Genomic DNA, 19,194 nt, shown 5'->3' with positions numbered 1-19,194 from the left:
CTCAGACCTGCGTCTCGGGAAGGGCGGCGTGCAGGTCCATCCCGTCCGTCACCCGGATCTGGCAGGAGAGCCTCGAGGTCGGGAGGCGGTCGACGGCGGTGCCCCACAGCATCTCGTCCTCCATCTCCTCCATCGGGGGAAGGGTGGCGTAGTCGGTCTCGTCCACGATCACGTGGCAGGTGGCGCAGGACAGCGAGCCGCCGCATTCCGCCACGATGCCGGTGACTCCGTTGCGCACGGCGGTCTCCATGACGGAGTCGCCGGGGTTCGCGTCCAGCACGGTGCTCTCGCCGACGCTGTCGGTCAGGGTGATCTTGGCCATGGCTTTACTCCTGGGTCCTTTCAGATGAACTGTCGGCCGCCGTCGACTACGAGGGTTTGACCGGAGATGTAGGCGGCGTCGGGGCCGGCGAGGAACAGGGCGGCCCCCACGACGTCGCCCGGCTGGCTCGCCCTGCGCAGCGCACCGCGGTCGACACCGTAGGACGCGGCGTCGTCCATCAGTCCGTAGCTGGCCTCGGTGAGGGTGAAGCCCGGTGCGATCGCGTTGACCGTGATCGCACGGCGACCGAACTCCTTGGCCATCACCCGGGTGAGCGCGATGACCGCACCCTTGGATGCCACGTAGTGCGCCCACTGCTCCGAGCCGGAGTAGACCGTGGCGGACGACAGGTTGATGACGCGGCCACCCTCGGGGAGGAACGGACTGGCCGCGCGCGCCGTGAGCCAGGGGCCCTTCGCGTTGACGGCCATGACCCTGTCCCACTCGTCCGGATCGATCTTCTCCAGCGGCGACCGCGTCACCGTGGCGTAGATCGCCGCGTTGTTGAGTACGACGTCGATCGTTCCACCGCCGAATGCGGCGGCCGCCGTGCACAGGGCTTCGGTGGAGGCGGTGGACGTCACGTCCACCGGGCCGTGCCAGGCACGGACGCCGGTCTCGCGGACCAGGCGCGCGGTCTCCTCGACCCCGACCGGGTCGATGTCGGCGATGGCGACGTCGTACCCTCGCTCGGCGAAGCCGAGGGCGAAAGCGCGTCCTAGTCCTCCCGCCGCACCGGTGATGAGCACGGTGCGGCGGGAGGAGGTGGTGGTGGTGGTGGTGGTGTCGGGCACGGGGTCAGCTCTCAAGGATCTCGACCCGGCCCGTGTTGCCGTCGACGCGGATGAGCTGGCCCGTCTGGATGGTGGTCGAGCCGTTGCCGGTGCCGGTGACGGCCGGCAGGCCGTACTCCCGGCAGACGATCGCGGCGTGCGACATCATCCCGCCGATGTCGGTGACGGTGGCTTTGATCTTGCCGAAGATCGGGCCCCAGCTCGGCGCCGTGATCGTGGCGACGAGGATCTCGCCGTCCTGGACGTCGCTGAGCTGATCGGCGTGGAAGACCACGCGAGCGGGGCCCTCGGCGACACCGGGGGAGGCAGCCATGCCGCTCACGCCGGTGTCGTCGCCGTCGTCGTCGGCGAGCCACTGCTGGACCTGCTCGGTCGTGATGCCCCACAGCATCTGGGTGAACGGCTCGGTGATCTGCGCCGGCGGGGTGTTCAGCGCTGGAGCGGGCCGCTGCGAGTCCAGCGCGTCGACGATCTTGCGGCGGCGCTCGATCTCGGCAGGCCAATACGTCGGCCCGATGGCCGGCACACCGACCGCCCAGCCGCTGACCAGATCGAAGAGCGCGTCGCGGACCTCGTTGCGGTTCAGGTAGAGGAGGTCGCCCTGCTCGCCCCAGAAACCGGCGCTGACGAACACGCGGCTGAGCTCGCGGACCTTGCGCCAGAACACACCCATCGTCCAGTGCTCGATGTAGAAGTTGTGGTTCTCGACGTACGGGTAGGCGGTGGCGGCCAGCCCGCGCTTGCCGTCGAAGGTGGCGAGGGTGTCGCCGTCGAGCAGCGAGCGGTACTCCTCGATGATGCGGTCGCGCTCAGCGATGAGCCGGTCGACCGGGCGGAGGATGTCTTGGCCGGCCTCCACGCGGCGGATGTAATCCTTGACGTAGGAGAGCGGGATCTCCTGGTGCTCGATCCAGTACTTGTCGTGGCTGTAGAAGCCGTTGCCGACGGTGAAGTTGAACCACGGGTCCTGGGCCGCCTGGTACGCGGCCACCCACTGGTCGCCACCCGGGAGGGCACTAACCGCACTGAGGGTGCCGTCGACGTCGTCGGTGTCGGCGAACGCGGACTGAAGCCCGAGCTCGACGGCCAGCGTTGCCAGCTTCTTGAGCTCGTCGTCGGGACGGAACAGCTCCATGTCGACGCCCTGCACCATCTTCGCGATGGCCTGGTCGGGGATGCCCGGGAAGACCTCCTTCGCGAAGTTGAAGAAGTCGAGGTAGGCGAGGTAGCCGAGGTTGAGGAACTCGAAGTGGTACTGCCAGTTCTGGTAACAGAGCTGGATCAGCCGGTCGTAGTTCTCCAGGAGGACCTCGCTGCCGTCCTTGGCCTTGCCCGAGACGATGTCGTCGAAGGGCACCATGTCCGGCAGCGAGGTGAACTCGAGGGCCTCCATCTCTCGGATCGTCGCGAGGACCTTCTCCTTCCACAGGACGAGCAGGCTGTCCCAGTTCTGGAAGTAGTGGCCTACGCGCCGCTCGAACTCCGGCACGCGTCCGGGAATCTGTTCTTCGGGGACGGGGACCGGGCTCATGTAGAGGTAGCCCAGGTGGATCTTGAACTCGATGCCGTTGGCCGGCGGGATCAGCAGGTGCCGCGTGTTGTACTGCCCGAGGCACTTGACCGCGAACTCGCCGCCGATGGTCTCGAACGGCTTGAACGCTGTCGGCCAGTGCTGGCTGTCACAGAACCAGAACTTCTCGTCGTCGGAGCCCGCGTTGTTGTTGAAGGTCAGGTAGTACGGGTACAGCGTCTCCCACCCCTCGGCGCCTGCCGGCACCGGAAGGGAGGACGGGCTGGGGAACGACTTCACCGTCGGAGCGGCTGAAGCAACGGTCATTACGAGGTGTCCTTGCTCTGGTGGTGGTGGGTAGGGATCGAAGGGGCGTACGAGCCACCGCCCAGCAGGGCGGCGGTGATGCCGCCGAGCCCCGAGAATCCGGTGGTTGTTCTCGGCGCAGCGGCGGCAGCAGCGACCGGCTTGTTGACCGAGTGGACGGTTTCGGGCCGGGCCTGCAGGAGCAGAAGGTCCTGACCCTCGGGCAGGTCACGGTCGAGCGCCCACTCGATGTCCTGGGGGGTGCCGTAGTGGCGCTCAGCGCTCTTCGCGAGCGTTGCGACCGCCTTCAGTTCGTCGTCGGTGAGACAGCGGACGGTGCAGCGCTCGGGCTCGACCTCACGCTCGGTGAGGCGGCCGGCGGTCGCGTCCGGGACCAGCTCGATGTGCTTTGCGCCGATGTGCTCCTGCACGACGCTGAGCATCACTTTGTCCATGAGGATGTTGTCCGGGGTGACGTGACCGGAGACCACCGATTCACCGACACCGTAGGAGGCGTCGATGGTCACCTTGGAACGGTCGCCGTTGTGCGGGTTCATCGTCATCGCAACCCCGGCGACCCGGGCGTTGACCATTTTCTGCACGGCCACGGCCATCGACAGGCCTTCTTCGCTGATCCCGTTCTTGAGCCGGTAGATGATCGCGCGGCTGGTGTAGAGCGACGCCCAGCAGGCCCGGATGTGCGAGAGCACATCGGTCAGGCTCGTGAGCCACAGGTAGGTGTCCTGCTGGCCGGCGAAGCTCGCGTCCGGCAGGTCCTCCGCCGTCGCCGACGATCGCACGGCGACGGGCACCGGCTCGGCGAACCGGGCTTGGAGGGTGCCGTACGCCGCGATCGTGGGCTCGCGCAGATGATCGGGCACCGGACGGGAGTAGATCTCCTCGCGGATCGTCGCGGAGACGCGATCGACCTGGGCGACATCGCTCGGATCGAGGCTCTCGAGCTTCGCTGCGATCACCTCGCCGAGACCCGACTCGGTGATGAAGGCGTCGTATAACGCTGTCGTGACGGCGAATCCGGGAGGGACCGGCATGCCGGCGGCCGTCATCGTCACCAGTGAGGCGCACTTGCCCCCAAGCAGTTCGTGCTCGGGCGGCAGGCCCTCGTCGAAGAACTGGATGTAGGTGGTCATGCCGCTCCTCCCCATGTCACTGGGACGTCCTGTGGAACCCGGAAGGACAAGTTCTCGCGGAACGTGATCGACGCACCGCTGCGCAACCGGAGGTCGGGCGCCAGCCGGACCAGCTCTTCCAGGGCGATCTTCGTTTGGAGCTTTGCGAGCATGTTGCCGAGGCAGTAGTGGATGCCGAAGCCGAATGACAGGTGTTCCCGGGCATTCGGACGGTCGATGTCGAACGTCTCGCCGTCGGCGAACTTGGTCTCGTCGCGGTTCGCGGAACCCATCACCAGCAAGACCTGGTCGCCCGCGGCGATCCGCACCCCGCCGATCGTCGCGTCGGTCAGTGCCTTTCGGCGCCACGCGGTGATCGAGCCGCTGTAGCGCAGCACTTCATCCACCGCCGCCGGGATCTTCGACGGGTTGTCCACCAGCTGCTGCCACTGCCCAGGGTGGCCGAGCAAGGCTCGTACCGCGTTCGAGATGAGCGTCGTGGTGGTCTCGTGGCCGGCGAACAGGAGGCTGTACCCCACCGAGGCGATCTCGTGGTCGCTGATCTCGTCCCCGGCCGCCTGGGCGCGAACCAGGTCGCCAATCAAGCTGTCGGGTTGCTTCTCGTGCGCCTCGGCCACCAGTCGCCGGCACTCGGTCCAGTACTCGACGAGGTTGTGTGCGTGCGGGATCTGCTCCTCGTCGCTCAGGTCGCCCCAGGTCATCGCGGCACGCGAGTCGGACCAGCGTTTGAAGGTCGGGACCTGGCTGGTGTCCGCACCGATCAAGGTCAGGATCGTCACTGTCGGGACGTCGTACGCCAGGTCGGCGACGATGTCGCCCTCGTGCCCCGGGCGCTCCAGCATGTTCTCCAGCAGGTTCACGACCTGCGCGCGGATGCTGGGCTCGAGAACCTTGTACCGCCGCGGGGTGAACGCCTTGGAGGCGATCTTGCGGATCCTGGTGTGGTCGGGTGGCACCCTGGCCGACAGCCCGGAGTACGCCGTGAAGCCGCCCTCCGTCATGATTCGGGTGGCTTCTGCGCCGCGCTCACGCACAGGAGCCTGGGCGTTCTCGCTGCTGAACGTCTGCCAGTCCTCGAAGACCGCCTTGATGTCGTCGAAGCGGGTGACGACCCAGTATCCGATCCGCTCGTCGAAGAACACCGGTGCTTCAGTCCGGAGCTCGGCGTACGACGGGAACGGGTCGTTCTGGTCGAAGGGCTCGTAGCCGTGGTGGGCCGTGTCTCCGTGAGGCACAGGGCATCCCGCCTGCGGGGCCGAGAGATTTGTAGTCACATGCAACTCCCGTTTAGTTGATAGAAGCAGTCTGGATCCGCGTTGCTCCGGTCACAAGGGCCCGTTTCCATTCACCGGAAGTCATCTCCATCCAGTCGAGGTGGTTGCGCCCCCGGTCAGCTGGCTCGTCATCGTGAACGGGTAGCGCGCTATTGCCGCCTCGATCCGGGTGGCGGTGCCCGTCAGTACCGGAAGGTGGCGGGTGAGGTTACTGGACTGTGGCGCAGGGAGAACCAGGCCGATCGCCGCTTCGGTGGCGTCCGGTCGTCCGCGGACGGGGACGGCGATCGAGCATGCTCCGACCCGGACTTCCTCGTGGGCGATCGCGAATCCCTGGTCGGCGATCTGTGTGAGTTCTCGGGCGAGCGCCTCAGGATTCACGTGGGTGCGTTTCGTGGGTGCCTCCAGGTGTTCGTGGAGGTAGGCGTCGCGGAACCACGGTGCCTCGTAGGCGAGCAGGACCTTGCCGACGGCGGTCGCGTGCAGCGGTAGCCGCCCGCCGATCCGTGATGCCCGGGGGACGCGCTTGGAGCTGTAGATGCGATCGACGTACAGCGCCTCGCTACCTTCACGGATGGCGAGGTGAGCGGTCTCTTGCGTGAGGGAGAAGAGGTCCTGCAGGAATGGCCTCGCGCTGTCGCGCAGGCGGACCCCGCCGCTCTGGGCGAGTCCCCAGAGACGCAGGCCCACGTGGTAGCGGCCGTTGTCGTCGCGCGCCAACGCGCCCCATTCCTCGAGCTCAGCCATCAGGCGATGGGCGGTGGAGACCGGCATCTGGGTGTGCTCGGCCACCTGCGAGAGCGTCAGCATCGGGCCGTGGGCCTCGAAGGCCTCAAGAATCGCCAGGACGCGGGAGGTAACGGTGCGCCCGGCCTCGTTGGTACGCATCGATCATCCCAGCGCGAGGCGCTCGGGGGCGCAGTCAATCGACACGAGCGCGGCAAGACCGCGGGCCATCGCCCTGGCCGCGTCGGTGAACAGGTGCTCGTGGACGCGGGAGCCTATGAGGCGGTGAGCCTGCTCTCGGTCGAGGCCGAACCAGTTCATGACCGTGTCCACGCCGTGAGGTGTGAGTCGCCACAGCTTGTCGGCGTCCTTGACCAAGGCGTCATTAAGCGAGAGGGCAGTGAGCCGGGTGTCATGGCCATCGATGATGGTCACGATCTCGTAGATCCGGTGCTGCTCTAGACCGAGATCGGTCAGGATCGCAGTAGCGATCCTCGCTCCCTCCTTCTCGTGCGCGATCACGACGTCAGGACGCCCGGCACCCGGCTCGATCGCCTCGAGCACGTCACCGGGAGGGACCTGGGACCAGCCCGTGTCGTGGAGCAGGATCGCCGGCAGCACGATCCCCGGGTCCGCGTCCGGATGCAGGTCCACCAGGGCGCGGGCAAGGCCATAGGCATAGATGGTGTGACCGTCATTGCTTCGGACGTCGAGGAATCGCGCGGCGCGTTCCCAGACTGCCCGGTCCTCTTCCCGGAGATGAACCAGGCCGCTCACCTCGCTCGCAGGAGGAAGCTTGTCGACCGTGGACCGACCCAGGGCATTCGAAGTGGGCAGCAGATTCGAGATCACAGCTAATTGAGACATGGCTCACGTGGGTCTGTCCAGCAATTCTTTCCGGTGAACGGAAAAGTCCGGTGGGAGAGTCCCCGGAAGTGGTGGATATCGGTGAGGCTCTGAGCAGCAGACTTGGCAGCGTGTCACTGCCAGTCCAGGGGGCGGACCACCGCGTAGTGATGGACGAGTTACCTACCACAGTGACCCGACATCAAGGAGCTATAACCCACCACGATTGTGCCGACACCGACCACCGACCGGGGCGGTGTGCCATGTTCGCCGAATTCGTCCGATCCGGCCTGCAAGAACTGATCGACGCCGAGCTTGCAGCCCCGCTTGGCGCGGGCCGCTACGAACGCGCCGACACCGGGACGAACTACCGGAACGGGACCAGCCCGAGACCGTGGCCACGCCAGCGGCGACGAAAGACGTGGCGATACCGAAGCTGAGGTCCGGCGTCGTTCTTCCCGTCGCTGCTCGAGTGCTCGCCGGCGTATCGACAGGACCCTGCACGCGGTGGTCATGGAAGCGTGGGTGCACGGGGTCTCGACCCGCAACGTCGACGACCTGGACGCAGCTCTCGGTGCCACGTCCGATATCGAAGTCCAAGGTCTGGCGGATCTGCCAGCAACTCGACGTCAAGATCGCCGCGTTCCGCGAACGCACCTCACCCACGCCACCTTCCCGTACGTTCCTGGACGCGATGTACTGCAAGGTGCGGGTCGGGCGCACGTTAGTCTCGCAGGCGCTGGTGGTGGCCATCGGTGTCTTCGCTGACGGTACCCGCGAGGTCCTCGGCACCGCGGCGGGTGACAGCGAGTCCTTCGACTTCTGGTGTGAGTTCTTCGTCGGCCTGCGCGGCTGAGGCCTTTCGGGCGTGCACCTGGTGATCTCCGATGCCCAGTCGGGGTTGAAAGCTGCTGTGGCGCAGCAGTTCACGGGCACGTCGTCGTGGCAGCGGTGCCCGTTGCACTTCATGCGGAATCTGCAGTCGGCTGTCAGCAACAAGCATGTGCCTCCGGTGATGGCCGCGGTCAAGACTGTCTTCGCGCACACTGAGCCCGAGGCGCTCGCCGCGCCGTGTGACACGGTCGCCGGCACGATGCCGGGGCGTTCCCGAAGGTCACGGAGATGATGCGTCGGGCGAAATCGGACGTCCTCGCGTTCACCACGTTCCCTCAGGCGCATTGGCAGAAGATCTGGTCGAACAACCCGATCGTTATCTGGAGTCGTCCCGTTCCCGTCATCCACGTTGATCACGAGGGGTTGAGCGTCGGAAATCTGCGTGGTGGATCTGGTTATCTGCCGTTGTCCGTAACGCAGATCCTCAGGAGGAATGATTCTTGTTCAGCGGGTCTTGTCACCCGACGTGCCGCTCGAGTCGTGGACCGTTCTCGGCGACGGCGACGGCGACGGCGACGGCGGCGACGACGACGATGGCCCCGATTGCACCGATCGAACGGTACTTGGCGTATCTGACCGATATCGAGCGCTCGCCGAACACCGTGAAGGCGTATGCCCATGACTTGAAGGACTGGGTTTCGTTCCTGACCGGTCGCGACGTGGACTGGCAGGAAGTCCGGCTGGAAGACATCGGCGATTTGGTCGCGTGGCTGCGCCTTCCGCTGTTGCCCGTGGGCCAGGTCACGGCGTTGCCTTCCTTTCAGCAGACTGCACCGAATCGACGGTGAACCGAAAGCTGTCGGCGCTCAGCGCCTTCTACACGCATGCGGCCAGGCATGGCGTGGAGGCGGGTGAGTTGTTGGTGACGGGAAGCCCGGGGGCCGGCGCGGCGGGTGGAAACGTTCCTGCATCACATCAGCAAGGCAGCGCCTGGCACCGTGGCGGGCGATCGCACCGAAGGTGTCGAAGGAATTGCCGCGGATGCTGACCGCCTCCGAGGTGCAGGCGATATTGGATGGGTGTGAGCCCCGACGCTCGTCGTCGCGGGCGCTCAGGACCCCGCGACACCGCCCGAGGTGATGCGCGAGCTCGCCGACGGAATCGCCGGCGCCGACTTCCACATCCTCGATCCGGGCGCTCATCTGGTCAGCGTCGAGCAGGCCGGACGGGTGACCGCGCTGATCCGTGAACACATCATCCGCGCGGCACCGGTAGATGCGTACCGGGACGCGGCGGTCGAGGTCGGTATGCGCATACGCCGGTCGGTGCTCGGCGACGCGCACGTCGACCATGCGATGTCGCAGGCCACGGAGTTCACAAAGCCGTTCCAGGACTTCATCACCCGCACCGCGTGGGGCGACATCTGGGCACGACCCGGTCTCGACCACCACACGCGCCGGCTGCTCACGCTGGCGATCCTGACCGCCGTCGGCAACGAGCACGAACTCGACATGCACATCCGCGCCGCGTTGCGCGCCGGGATGAACCCCGACGAACTCGTCGAGGTCTTCCTCCACACCGCAGTCTACGCGGGGGTGCCCAACAGCAACCGCGCATTCGCCCTCGGCAAACAGGCCTTGAGGGACTTGACCGAGTGAGCCCGATTCACGAGTGCGGTCAACGGTGTAGCTTTCCGCGAGATACTTCCGGCCATACCCGAGGTCGCGATGGTGGTGAGTTCGGTGTGGGCCCGCTTGCGTTCGAAGGGATCCGCGTCGGCGCGGGTGCCGATCATGTTGGTCATCCAGTCTGCGCCCGCCAGGCCCATTGAAGCGTTGTGTCAGAGCGTGATTGAGAAACTTGACGACGGCGTGCGTCTGCCGTGGTCAGTGCATGGAAGCGAGCTCCTGGTTGTGTCGGTGAGGTCGACGTCACAGCCGAATCGAGGAGCCCATCCATGCCATCATCGTCCACCGCTCCCGAGTGATGCCGATCCCGCTGACGGTGTGCCGCACCTTGGTGTGGCGGGCCGTCGGCCACCCGGCTGCAGTCGCCGAATTGCTCGAACCGATCATCTCGATCGGGAAGAAGCGCAGCAGCCGGCATGGCCACGTCTTGTCCTGGGAGATTGAGGAACTTCCGGATTCCGATTCTTGGGGTTCGCGCACCTGCACCCCGACGACAGCCTCGGCCGCACCGCACCCGCGGCTTGCCTGCACGAGTACGACGACGTGCCGACCGGTGGGGAGGGGCGGATGGGACTTCGGCCGCCGTACATGCACCCCTCCCGTCGCACACCAGTGCTGCTACCGGCGACCTGACGGTATTCGGGAAAAGGATCTGGTCTGGTCCTGACTTCCTTGCCCCGGCCCTTGTCGATGCGAAAGACGTTCATTGGTTCGGGCAACCTGTGGCGGCGAGAACCCTCTTCGAACTGGCCGATGTGCGAGGCAGCGACGCCTTCGAACCGTGGAATCCGATCTTCCGCAAACGCGCAGAGAGCTTGGATGCGGCGGCAATGGAGCCCGGCTTCTTCATCCATGCTCAGCCCAACTGAGCGGGGAGGAAAGGCCGACCCGCCGCAACCGGCCTACTCACACACTGCCGAACGGCACGATCAACCGCAACTCGACACACAAGTCGGCGCAGTTCCGCGACGGTAACCGGGTGGGTGCGCAGATACACCGGGATGCCGCTGACGGTGTGCCGGCACCTGGTGTGGCGGGTGGTCGGCGACCCGGCCGCGGTCGCCGAGCTGCTCGCACCCATCGTCTCGATCGGGAAGAAACGCAGTGCGGGCCACGGCCACGTGCTGACGTGGACCGTCGACGAAGAACCGGCTGCCAATCGGTGGGAGTTCGCGCACCTGTACCCGGACGGCCGCCTCGGCCGCACCGCACCCGCGGCCTGCCTGCACGGGCGCAGCGGCGTGCGCACGGGTGGAGAGGGACGGATGGGGCTGCGGCCGCCGTACATGCACCGCGCTCGCCGACTTCCAGTTGTGCTGCCCGCCAGGTAACCCGGGCCTTGTCGGTGGTCGAGAGTTCGCTGAGGCACCCTCCAGGCGTGGTAGATCTGCTGAGCGGACAATGACACCGGGCGGTGACCTCACCGGTCGGATCATGAGGGACCGACGATCGCCCGGGAATCAAGTTCGTCGGCGACATCACCTACATCCACCTGGCAGGGATTCCTGTATCTCGCGACGGTCATCGATTGCTACTCCCGCAAGGTCGTGGGGTGGTCGATCGCCGATCACATGCGCACCGAGCTCGTCGCGGCGGCGTTGACGAACGCAGCTGCAACGACCCTCTTCGAGCCGGGAGCGATTCTTCATTCCGATCGCGGCAGTGTCTACACCTCGCGGTCTTACCGTCGCCTGGTGGCCGCGCTGGGGATGCGGTCCTCGATGGGACGGACCGGGGTGGCGAAAAACAAAGCGCGACAGGACATCGTCAGGTACATCGAAGGTTTCTACAATCCACGTCGTCGGCATTCCGCAATCGGGTACAGATCGCCGAACGACGTCCACTACAGTTACCGGCAGTCCGCGATCGCGGCCTGAGAATAGTCACCTCCATTGTCCGAAATGCCCGCGGCAGATCAGTGCGGAGATCCTGAAGACGTGGGGTGCCCCATCGAGGTTGTACCGCATGAGATTCTGATGGGCAACGCGACGCAACAGGCCCGTTCGTTGGCACCCGGGGTCGGACGGCGTTGACCCTTGCGAAGCAATCAATCTGCTCCTCGCAGGCCCATTTCCGCAGCTGGAGCGCGAGCTCTGCAACGGACTTAGCTGCTTCTCGAGGATAATGGTCGAATGGCCAACTCGTCGTCCGGAGATTCGGTGCTCGACCGGGTGCTGCGGATCCTCGAGGCATTCGACGCCTCTTGCCCTACTCTCACGGTCGGCGCTCTCGCACGGCGCGCGGACCTTCCGCAGGCCTCCGCGTACCGCATCGTCGACGACATGGTGCGACGCGGATTCCTCGACCGTCCGCCGACGGGTGAGGTGCGGCCGGGGTTGCGCCTGTGGGAACTCGTCACCCGCTGCTATCCCGCCCGCGACCTACGCGACGCCGCGCTGCCGTTCATCCAGGATGTGCAGTCGGTGGTGCATCAGCACACTCAACTCGCGGTCCTCCAGGATGAGGAAGTTCTTGTCCTCGAGCGTCTTTCGTCACCGGACTCGGTGGTCAATCAAGCATCGGTGGCTCATCGACTACCCGTGCACGACACGTCGCTGGGCATGTCGATGCTGGCGTTCTCGTCGGCGCACCGTCAGGAGCAGTACCTGCGCGAACATCCCGGAATCGACGACCGGTTCGACGGCGGGCTGCGTCGAACCCTCGCCGAGATCCGGACTCGCGGGTACGCGATCCTCGACGGAGTCCTCGACGAGGGCACCACCGGGATCGCAGTGCCCGTGCTCGACCGATCGAAGCATGCAATGGCGTCGATCGGGGTCGTGGTACCGACAGGGACGCCTCGGCACACGATCGTCGCGGTACTCAGCGCCGCGGCGCGCGGCATCGCGCGCGGTACCGGTCAGGGACCCTGAGCTTTCTCATTCAACAAGAATCGATGCGGAAGGTGCCCGGCCCGGCTTCCACACTCATGGCATACGTCACATAGGGGAGGACCCATGAGTTCACGGATCGACACCACCCAGGTCGGCATCGTCGGCGCAGGACCTGCAGGTTTGATGCTGTCCCACCTTCTCGCGAAGGCCGGCATCGACAACATTGCCGTCGAGAAGCGTGATCGCGAGACCATCGCAAATACCCACCGCGCCGGCATCCTCGAGCACGGCTCGGTGCAGTTGCTCACCGACAGCGGCGTCGACGGGCGCGTCCTGACCGAAGGGCACCGGCACGACGGCATCGACCTACGTTTCGCCGGCGAGAGCCACCGAATCGACTTCGCGGACCTGATCGGCGAGTCGGTGTGGCTGTACCCGCAGAACGAGGTTTTTGTCGACCTCGCCGACGCCCGCGAACGCGATGGCGGCGACGTCCGCTACAGCGTCACCGATACCGAGGTGCTCGACCAGACCACCGGCACCCCGAAGATCCGCTTCACCGAAGCTGATGGCACTGCAGTCGAGATCCACTGCGAAATCCTCGTGGGGGCGGATGGTTCGCAGAGCATCTGCCGACACTCGATCCCGGAGGACCTGCGCACCGACAATTTCATCGAGTATCCGTTCGCGTGGTTCGGCATCCTCACCGAAGCACCTCCGAGCGCACCCGAATTGATCTACGCGAACTCCGAACACGGTTTTGCTCTGATCAGCCAGCGCAGCGACACGGTGCAGCGCATGTACTTCCAGTGCGATCCCGGCACCGATGCCTCCGCGTGGACCGAGGATCAGATCTGGGAAGAGCTACAGAAGCGCGTGGACGGCCCCGACGGATTCCAACTCGAGCGAGGCCGCATCTTCGAACAGATGGTGCTCCCGTTCCGCTCGTACGTGTGCGAGCCCATGCGCTACGGCAACCTGTTCCTTGTCGGCGACGCCGGGCACACTGTTCCCCCAACCGGCGCCAAGGGCTTGAACCTGGCATTGGCCGACGTCCGAGTGTTGTTCGAGGCCATCGACGCGTTCTACACAACCAAGTCCCGCGACCTGCTCGATGGATACAGCGACACCACCCTGCAACGGGTGTGGCGAGCGCAGAACTTCTCGTACTGGATGACGAACATGTTGCACACCCGCGCCGACGCGAACCCCTTCGAACGCAAGCGGGCTCTCGGCGAACTCGCAACCGTCACGTCGTCGCGGTACGGGCAGCAGTACCTCGCCGAAAGCTACACGGGCTGGCCGCACAGCTGAGGCGGAACCAGGCGTCCAGGTCGGCTACGTTCTCGGTGGCACGGCGCCGTGTCCGTACCGAGAAGATCACGTCGAATGGATTCCGCTGGTTCGGGTAACTGCCTCGGAGGGCGACAGCCGTCGGGCACCGTACATTCGACTGTGGAGCGCCACGACCAGCCAACCTTCCGGTCACGTTCAGCGCCTGGATTGCTGCCGCATCCACCGACCCAGACACCACGAGCGCCCCGGGAACGAATCTCCTTCCCGGGGCGCATGTCGGTGGGTTCGGGGTGATCGCCGAGGCGGGCCGGTGTGGTGGGCGGTAGCCGGTTACGTGCCCGGGCATCGGACAGTGTTGGTTGGCACCGCCTGGAGTTACGATCCACTCGCTCGACCGTCACCCACGCTCATCAGCAGATATCCGTCGTCCATCTCGACGGCCGGATGCATAGCCGCACCTCGGTTGTAAGTGCGCCATCGGCAAATCCACGAATATCGTCACCATGCGGTATGGCCGGAAGTATCTCGCGGAAAGCTACACCGTTGACCGCACTCGTGAATCGGGCTCACTCGGTCAAGTCCCTCAAGGCCTGTTTGCCGAGGGCGAATGCGCGGTTGCTGTTGGGCACCCCCGCGTAGACTGCGGTGTGGAGGAAGACCTCGACGAGTTCGTCGGGGTTCATCCCGGCGCGCAACGCGGCGCGGATGTGCATGTCGAGTTCGTGCTCGTTGCCGACGGCGGTCAGGATCGCCAGCGTGAGCAGCCGGCGCGTGTGGTGGTCGAGACCGGGTCGTGCCCAGATGTCGCCCCACGCGGTGCGGGTGATGAAGTCCTGGAACGGCTTTGTGAACTCCGTGGCCTGCGACATCGCATGGTCGACGTGCGCGTCGCCGAGCACCGACCGGCGTATGCGCATACCGACCTCGACCGCCGCGTCCCGGTACGCATCTACCGGTGCCGCGCGGATGATGTGTTCACGGATCAGCGCGGTCACCCGTCCGGCCTGCTCGACGCTGACCAGATGAGCGCCCGGATCGAGGATGTGGAAGTCGGCGCCGGCGATTCCGTCGGCGAGCTCGCGCATCACCTCGGGCGGTGTCGCGGGGTCCTGAGCGCCCGCGACGACGAGCGTCGGGGCGACGATGCGGGCCAGGTCGGGGCGCCCGTCCCACTCGGCGAGGGCATCACAGCTGCCGGCGTAACCTTCGGCGGAGGTCGCCGCGACCATCGCGACGTGTTGCCGGACGAGTTCGAGGTCGTGTGCGGCCAGAGTGTCGGTGAACCAGCGTCCGACGATTTGCTCGGCAATCGACCCGACACCGTCGGAGCGCACTGTCGCGGCACGGTCGCGCCACTGCTGGGCCGGCTCGAACGTGGCGGCCGTGCACAGCAGCGTCAGGGTGCGCACCCGCTCGGGTCGGTGCGCGGCGAGCCACTGCCCCACCGCACCGCCGAGCGACAGACCGACGACGTGCGCCGCATCGACACCGAGTGAGTCGAGCAGCTCGACGACGTCGCCGGCCAGCTCTTCGATCTTGTATTCACCTGGAGTAGAAGGCGATTTACCGTGACCGCGATGGTCGACGGCGATAACGTCGGCGATGGGCGACAGCGCCACGACCTGGGGCGCCCACATTCGACGATCGGAACCGAGTGATCCGAGCAGAACAACGGTCGGGGAGGTCGGGTCGCCGTGTCGGTCGTAGGCGAGGGCAGTCATGCGGATCCTTCGTGTCGGTCCAGGGCACGGTCGACGAGGTCGGTGGCGTGCCCGAGATAGCGGGTGGGGTCGAGCAATTCGGCGAGCTCGTCGTCGGGCAGGTGTGCGGTGATCCGCGGGTCCTCGTCGAGCGCGGTGCCCGAGACGGCGGCGTCGGTGACGATCGTGAGGGCATCGTCGACATGCTGGGACAGGGCACTGACGACCTTCTCGGCGAGCACCGCACCGCCGGTGAGCGCGAGATTGCGGTCGAGTGCGTCCACGTGCACGTGCAGGCCGGCCAGGCTTGCGGCCAGCCGGTGCGCGGCCCCGCCGGTCAGACGGAGCAGGTCGGTGAGCGGTTCCCATTCCGCGTGCCACGGCCCGGCTGCGCGGGCGAATTCGTGGTCGGCGCACGACAGGATTGTCGCCACCAGTCCAGGTACGCGGCGGGCAGCTGCACGAGCGGAGATCGCCGCCACCGGATTTCGCTTGTGCGGCATGGCCGACGACCCCCCGGGCGAGTCCTCGGACACTTCGCCGATCTCGGTCATCGCCATGAGCACCACGTCGGCCGCGGGTTTGGACACCGCACCGGCCGCGACGCCGAGCGCGGCTGCGAGCCGGGTGACGGGCGTGCGGACGGTGTGCCAGGGGAGCGGCGAGCGCGCGAGACCGAGTCGGTCGGCGAGGTCGTCGGCGAAAACGAGACCGTGCGGGGCGACGGCGGCGAGGGTGCCCGCCGCCCCGCCGTACTGCACGGGCAGCGCGGTCAATGCGCGCTCGAGCTCGGCGTATGCATCGTCGAGGCCGGTGAGCCACGTCGCGGCGAGCGCACCGAACGTGGTAGGCAGCGCTTGCTGGCCGAGGGTCCGCGCGATCATCGGCGTGGCGCGATGCTGCCGGGCGAGATCGGCGGCGGCGCCGGCTGCGGTATGCAGGTGGTCGAGGATGCGCCCGCCGGTGCGACGGGCGAGCAGCATCAGGGCCGTGTCCATGACGTCCTGGCTCGTTGCACCGACGTGGACCACAGTCGCGGGAGCGCAGGTTCGCCCGCGGAGCAGCTTCACGAGCGGGATGACGGGGTTGCCGCCCGCCGCAGCGAGAGCGCCGAGCTCGGCCGGATCGAGTTCCCGGGCGAGCACCCCGGCCGCGTCGGCGACGGCGACAGCGTCGTCCTCCGTCGCGCGACCGATACCGACGGCGCTCGCGGTGATCGCGACCTCGACCTCGAGGAGAGCGCCGATCCACGCGCGGTCGGACACCAGGGGCGCCAGATCGTCGGCACCGAACACGGCGTCGAACAGCGGGCCGCGGGTGGAAGGGGAAGTGGGCATCGGAACCTCGGCATCGAGTCGGTCATGCTCGCGGAAACCTCACGCGCGAGCGCGAATTCACATGGTGGCCGTTCGGTGGCCTGCGCGGCGCAGCAGCGCGGCGATGTCGTCGACGATAACCGATGATCCGGCGGCCGGTCGGATGACACCGATCGGTTCGGCTGTGCCGACGGTGTCGACGGGAAGCCGGCGCAGGCGTCCCTCGGCGATGTCGCGGTCCGGCACGCGCTCGGGTGCGGCCCACACGGCGTCGGAGCTGTGGGTATAGGTGGCGGAGACCATGACGTCGAGTGTTTCGACGGTGCCGGCGGGGAGGTCGAGTCCGTGGCGGCGCAGCAGCACGTCGGTGTGGTGCCGTGGGACGGTTCCGGGCGGGGAGATGACGAGCGGGTATTCGCATGCCTCTGCGAGTGCGACCCGCGCCCCGGTCAAGGGATGCCCGGGGCGCACGATGAACGCGAGTGCCTCGGCGTAGAGCAACTCGAACGACAGTCCCTGCATGGTTTCGGGGTCGCTCATGCGCCCGACCATCACGTCTACCTCGCCCGCGCGCAGGGCCGCGAGAAATTCGGTGTTCGTGCCGGTGCGCAGGCGCACGCGGAGGTCGGGGTGCCGGTTGTGAAGAGCCGCGAGAACGTCCGGGAACAGCACCGATGCGGCCGACGGCAGCGAACCGATCCGCACGCTCGGGTGTTCGGAGTCACGGGCGCCGGCCAGCCCTGCGACGGCCGAGTCGAAGGCCTGGACGACGCGTTCGGCGTGGTCGAAGAAGCGTTCACCCGCCGCGGTGGGTACGGCACCGTGTCGCCCGCGATCGAGGAGTTTGGTGCCCGCGAGCAGTTCGAGTTCGTTGAGGGTCTTGGTGACGGCGGGCTGGCTCAGGTGCAGGCGGGCGGCGGCGCGACCGACGTGCCGTTCCTGCATGACCGCGACGAAGCACGACAGGTGGCGTAACCGGATGCGTGCGGACAACCGTGCCTCGATTTGCATAAGTAGAGGTTATGAATCTGGTCCCGAATCGTCAATTTACATGAGCAGAGGACAGCAATAGCGTGGAGGCAACCCACGGCAGCGACGACAGGAGCGGCTCGATGACTACCGCACGCGCATACGGCGAATTCGTCGAACGCGACCACACCCAGCACCCACCTGCTCTGACACCCGGCTACCGCACCTCGGTACTGCGCTCGCCACGCAACGCGCTGATCTCGCCGCGGAACACATTGTCGGAGAGGACCGGACCACTGTTCACCGCCGGTGAGCTGGGCGAGCTCGACAACGACATGATCCTCAACTTCTCGCACGACGGGCTTCCCGTCGGCGAACGCATCATCATGCACGGCTACGTTCGCGACGAATTCGGAAACCCGGTGCGCGGTGCGCTCGTCGAGGCGTGGCAGGCCAACGCCGGCGGCCGCTATCGCCACAAGAACGACACCTATCACCTCGCGCCGATCGATCCGAACTTCGGCGGCTGCGGCCGGATGCTCACCGACGACAACGGCTACTACTTCTTCCGCACCATCAAGCCCGGCCCGTATCCGTGGGGCAACAGCGCCAACGCGTGGCGGCCCGCGCACATCCACTTCTCGATCATCGGCGACGGCTGGGCGCAACGGCTGATCACGCAGTCGTACTTCGAGGGCGATCCCCTGATCGACCAATGCCCGATCGCCGCCACCATTCCCACCCGCGAGCAGGTGCGCAGCCTCATCGCTCAGGCCGATACGGCCAACGACGCCCCGTTCGATGCACGTGCATATCGCTTCGACATCACGCTTCGGGGCCGCCGCGCCACCTTCTTCGAGAACACGCAGCCGACGGGAGCAAGCCGATGACCAGCCAGTCCCCAACTCCTGACCTGCAGCCGCTCACCCCGTTCCCCATGGTGGCGCGCAGGCCGGAGACCCCGTCGCAGACGGGTGGCCCGTACGTGCACATCGGCCTCGCCCCGAAACAGGCCGGATTCGACATCTTCGACAACAATTTCGGCAACGTGCTCGTCGACGAGGACACCCCGGGTGAGCGAATCACCCTCGAGGGCCGGGTGTTCGACGGCTCCGGCACACCGGTGCGCGATGTGCTGATCGAGATCTGGCAGGCCAACGCCGCTGGCAAATACGCCCATCCGGGCGATACGCAGGACAAGGACCGCGATCCGTCATTTCGGGGCTGGGGTCGCACCGGAGGAGACTTCGACACGGGCGCCTACACATTCGACACGATCAAGCCCGGCCCGGTGCCCGGACGCAATGGAAGTACTCAGGCACCGCATGTGCTGATGGTGCTGTTCGCGCGCGGGATCAACGTGGGCCTGCACACGCGGCTGTACTTCGACGACGAGACCGCTGCGAATGCTGCCGATCCACTTCTGACCTCGATCGAGTGGGAGGTCCGTCGCAATACCCTGATCGCCACACGCAGCGAGCGCGACGGAAAAGCGGTGTACACCTTCGATATTCGACTGCAGGACACTCCGGACGGCGGTCGGGAAACGGTGTTCCTCGACATTTGACGCGCCGACCGGAGCCGGATGCCCGTAGCTGTGTGCGAGGTTGACGGAGGCTAGCCGCAGC

General features: G+C 66.5%; 18 protein-coding genes and 3 pseudogenes. 10 read left to right on the top strand and 11 right to left on the bottom strand.

What is annotated here, in order from left to right; genetic code table 11:
* Position 1: 1 nt before the first annotated feature.
* From G4D79_RS30705 to G4D79_RS30675, 7 genes are all read right to left on the bottom strand, one after another.
* Positions 2-322 carry a 2Fe-2S iron-sulfur cluster-binding protein gene (locus tag G4D79_RS30705; RefSeq protein WP_064080108.1) on the bottom strand — a complete coding sequence of 107 codons (321 nt, stop codon included), beginning with the start codon at positions 320-322 and terminating at the stop codon, positions 2-4.
* A gap of 20 nt (positions 323-342) precedes the next feature.
* Positions 343-1,116: an SDR family NAD(P)-dependent oxidoreductase gene (locus G4D79_RS30700; protein ID WP_181991997.1), complete on the bottom strand. Its 774-nt coding sequence runs from the start codon at positions 1,114-1,116 to the stop codon at positions 343-345.
* Positions 1,117-1,120: 4 nt separating this feature from the next.
* A complete protein-coding gene (locus tag G4D79_RS30695) occupies positions 1,121-2,953 on the bottom strand; it encodes a PEP-utilizing enzyme (protein ID WP_064080110.1) in 1,833 nt (610 codons plus the stop codon).
* Positions 2,953-4,083: a PEP/pyruvate-binding domain-containing protein gene (locus tag G4D79_RS30690; protein WP_118605650.1), complete on the bottom strand. Its 1,131-nt coding sequence runs from the start codon at positions 4,081-4,083 to the stop codon at positions 2,953-2,955. The genes G4D79_RS30695 and G4D79_RS30690 overlap by 1 nt, the downstream gene beginning before the upstream one ends.
* On the bottom strand, positions 4,080-5,357 hold the full coding sequence (locus G4D79_RS30685) for a cytochrome P450 (RefSeq protein WP_238704781.1): 1,278 nt from the start codon (positions 5,355-5,357) through the stop codon (positions 4,080-4,082). The genes G4D79_RS30690 and G4D79_RS30685 overlap by 4 nt, the downstream gene beginning before the upstream one ends.
* An 81-nt stretch (positions 5,358-5,438) precedes the next feature.
* A complete protein-coding gene (locus G4D79_RS30680) occupies positions 5,439-6,245 on the bottom strand; it encodes an IclR family transcriptional regulator (protein ID WP_118605656.1) in 807 nt (268 codons plus the stop codon).
* 3 nt (positions 6,246-6,248) lie between these two features.
* Positions 6,249-6,935, bottom strand: coding sequence for an HD domain-containing protein (locus G4D79_RS30675; protein WP_238704782.1), 687 nt, complete (start codon positions 6,933-6,935; stop codon positions 6,249-6,251).
* Positions 6,936-7,189: 254 nt separating this feature from the next.
* On the opposite strand from G4D79_RS30675, the pseudogene G4D79_RS30670 reads away from it, so the two are divergent.
* From G4D79_RS30670 to pcaC, 3 genes and pseudogenes are all read left to right on the top strand, one after another.
* Positions 7,190-8,138: pseudogene (locus G4D79_RS30670) on the top strand (IS256 family transposase); the annotation flags it as partial.
* A gap of 218 nt (positions 8,139-8,356) precedes the next feature.
* Entirely contained in the window at positions 8,357-8,611 is a 255-nt protein-coding gene (locus G4D79_RS30665) for a site-specific integrase (RefSeq protein WP_238704783.1), read from the top strand.
* A 237-nt stretch (positions 8,612-8,848) separates the two neighbouring features.
* Positions 8,849-9,421 (top strand): annotated as a pseudogene (gene pcaC / locus G4D79_RS30660) (4-carboxymuconolactone decarboxylase); the annotation flags it as partial.
* Between the two features lie 273 nt (positions 9,422-9,694).
* On the opposite strand, the gene G4D79_RS30655 reads toward pcaC, so the two are convergent.
* Entirely contained in the window at positions 9,695-10,045 is a 351-nt protein-coding gene (locus G4D79_RS30655) for a hypothetical protein (protein ID WP_181992021.1), read from the bottom strand.
* 128 nt (positions 10,046-10,173) lie between these two features.
* Between G4D79_RS30655 and G4D79_RS30650 the strand changes: the two genes are divergently transcribed.
* The 5 genes and pseudogenes from G4D79_RS30650 (at position 10,174) to G4D79_RS30630 (ending at position 13,599) form a co-directional block, all read left to right on the top strand.
* The gene (locus G4D79_RS30650; protein ID WP_181992022.1) at positions 10,174-10,320 is read left to right on the top strand and encodes a hypothetical protein; all 147 of its coding nucleotides are present in this window, start codon (positions 10,174-10,176) and stop codon (positions 10,318-10,320) included.
* A 114-nt stretch (positions 10,321-10,434) separates the two neighbouring features.
* Positions 10,435-10,782: a hypothetical protein gene (locus G4D79_RS30645; RefSeq protein WP_238704827.1), complete on the top strand. Its 348-nt coding sequence runs from the start codon at positions 10,435-10,437 to the stop codon at positions 10,780-10,782.
* A 110-nt stretch (positions 10,783-10,892) separates the two neighbouring features.
* Positions 10,893-11,328, top strand: a pseudogene (locus G4D79_RS30640) (DDE-type integrase/transposase/recombinase); the annotation flags it as partial.
* A 255-nt stretch (positions 11,329-11,583) separates the two neighbouring features.
* Positions 11,584-12,324 (top strand): IclR family transcriptional regulator, encoded by a 741-nt coding sequence (locus tag G4D79_RS30635; protein ID WP_118606764.1) that lies wholly within the window; start codon positions 11,584-11,586, stop codon positions 12,322-12,324.
* 84 nt (positions 12,325-12,408) lie between these two features.
* The gene (locus G4D79_RS30630) at positions 12,409-13,599 is read left to right on the top strand and encodes a 4-hydroxybenzoate 3-monooxygenase (protein ID WP_118606766.1); all 1,191 of its coding nucleotides are present in this window, start codon (positions 12,409-12,411) and stop codon (positions 13,597-13,599) included.
* 548 nt (positions 13,600-14,147) lie between these two features.
* Here G4D79_RS30630 and pcaD read toward each other — a convergent pair.
* From pcaD to G4D79_RS30615, 3 genes are read right to left on the bottom strand one after another with little or no spacing between them, the layout of a single operon-like run.
* A complete protein-coding gene (gene pcaD, locus G4D79_RS30625; protein ID WP_214514816.1) occupies positions 14,148-15,302 on the bottom strand; it encodes a 3-oxoadipate enol-lactonase in 1,155 nt (384 codons plus the stop codon).
* Positions 15,299-16,618, bottom strand: coding sequence for a lyase family protein (locus G4D79_RS30620; protein WP_118606214.1), 1,320 nt, complete (start codon positions 16,616-16,618; stop codon positions 15,299-15,301). Before G4D79_RS30620 ends, pcaD begins: the two co-directional genes overlap by 4 nt.
* Before the next feature lie 57 nt (positions 16,619-16,675).
* Positions 16,676-17,608: a LysR substrate-binding domain-containing protein gene (locus tag G4D79_RS30615; protein ID WP_118606211.1), complete on the bottom strand. Its 933-nt coding sequence runs from the start codon at positions 17,606-17,608 to the stop codon at positions 16,676-16,678.
* 101 nt (positions 17,609-17,709) lie between these two features.
* On the opposite strand from G4D79_RS30615, the gene pcaH reads away from it, so the two are divergent.
* Positions 17,710-18,456, top strand: coding sequence for a protocatechuate 3,4-dioxygenase subunit beta (gene pcaH / locus G4D79_RS30610; RefSeq protein ID WP_118606226.1), 747 nt, complete (start codon positions 17,710-17,712; stop codon positions 18,454-18,456).
* Positions 18,457-18,503: 47 nt separating this feature from the next.
* Positions 18,504-19,133 carry a protocatechuate 3,4-dioxygenase subunit alpha gene (gene pcaG, locus G4D79_RS30605; protein WP_181992004.1) on the top strand — a complete coding sequence of 210 codons (630 nt, stop codon included), beginning with the start codon at positions 18,504-18,506 and terminating at the stop codon, positions 19,131-19,133.
* Positions 19,134-19,194: the final 61 nt, after the last annotated feature.

The organism is Rhodococcus sp. WY5, assembly GCF_018588185.1.
GTDB lineage: Bacteria > Actinomycetota > Actinomycetes > Mycobacteriales > Mycobacteriaceae > Rhodococcus_F > Rhodococcus_F qingshengii.
The sequence above is the reverse complement of the archived record's forward strand: the minus strand, read 5'-3'. Positions and strand labels throughout refer to the sequence as shown.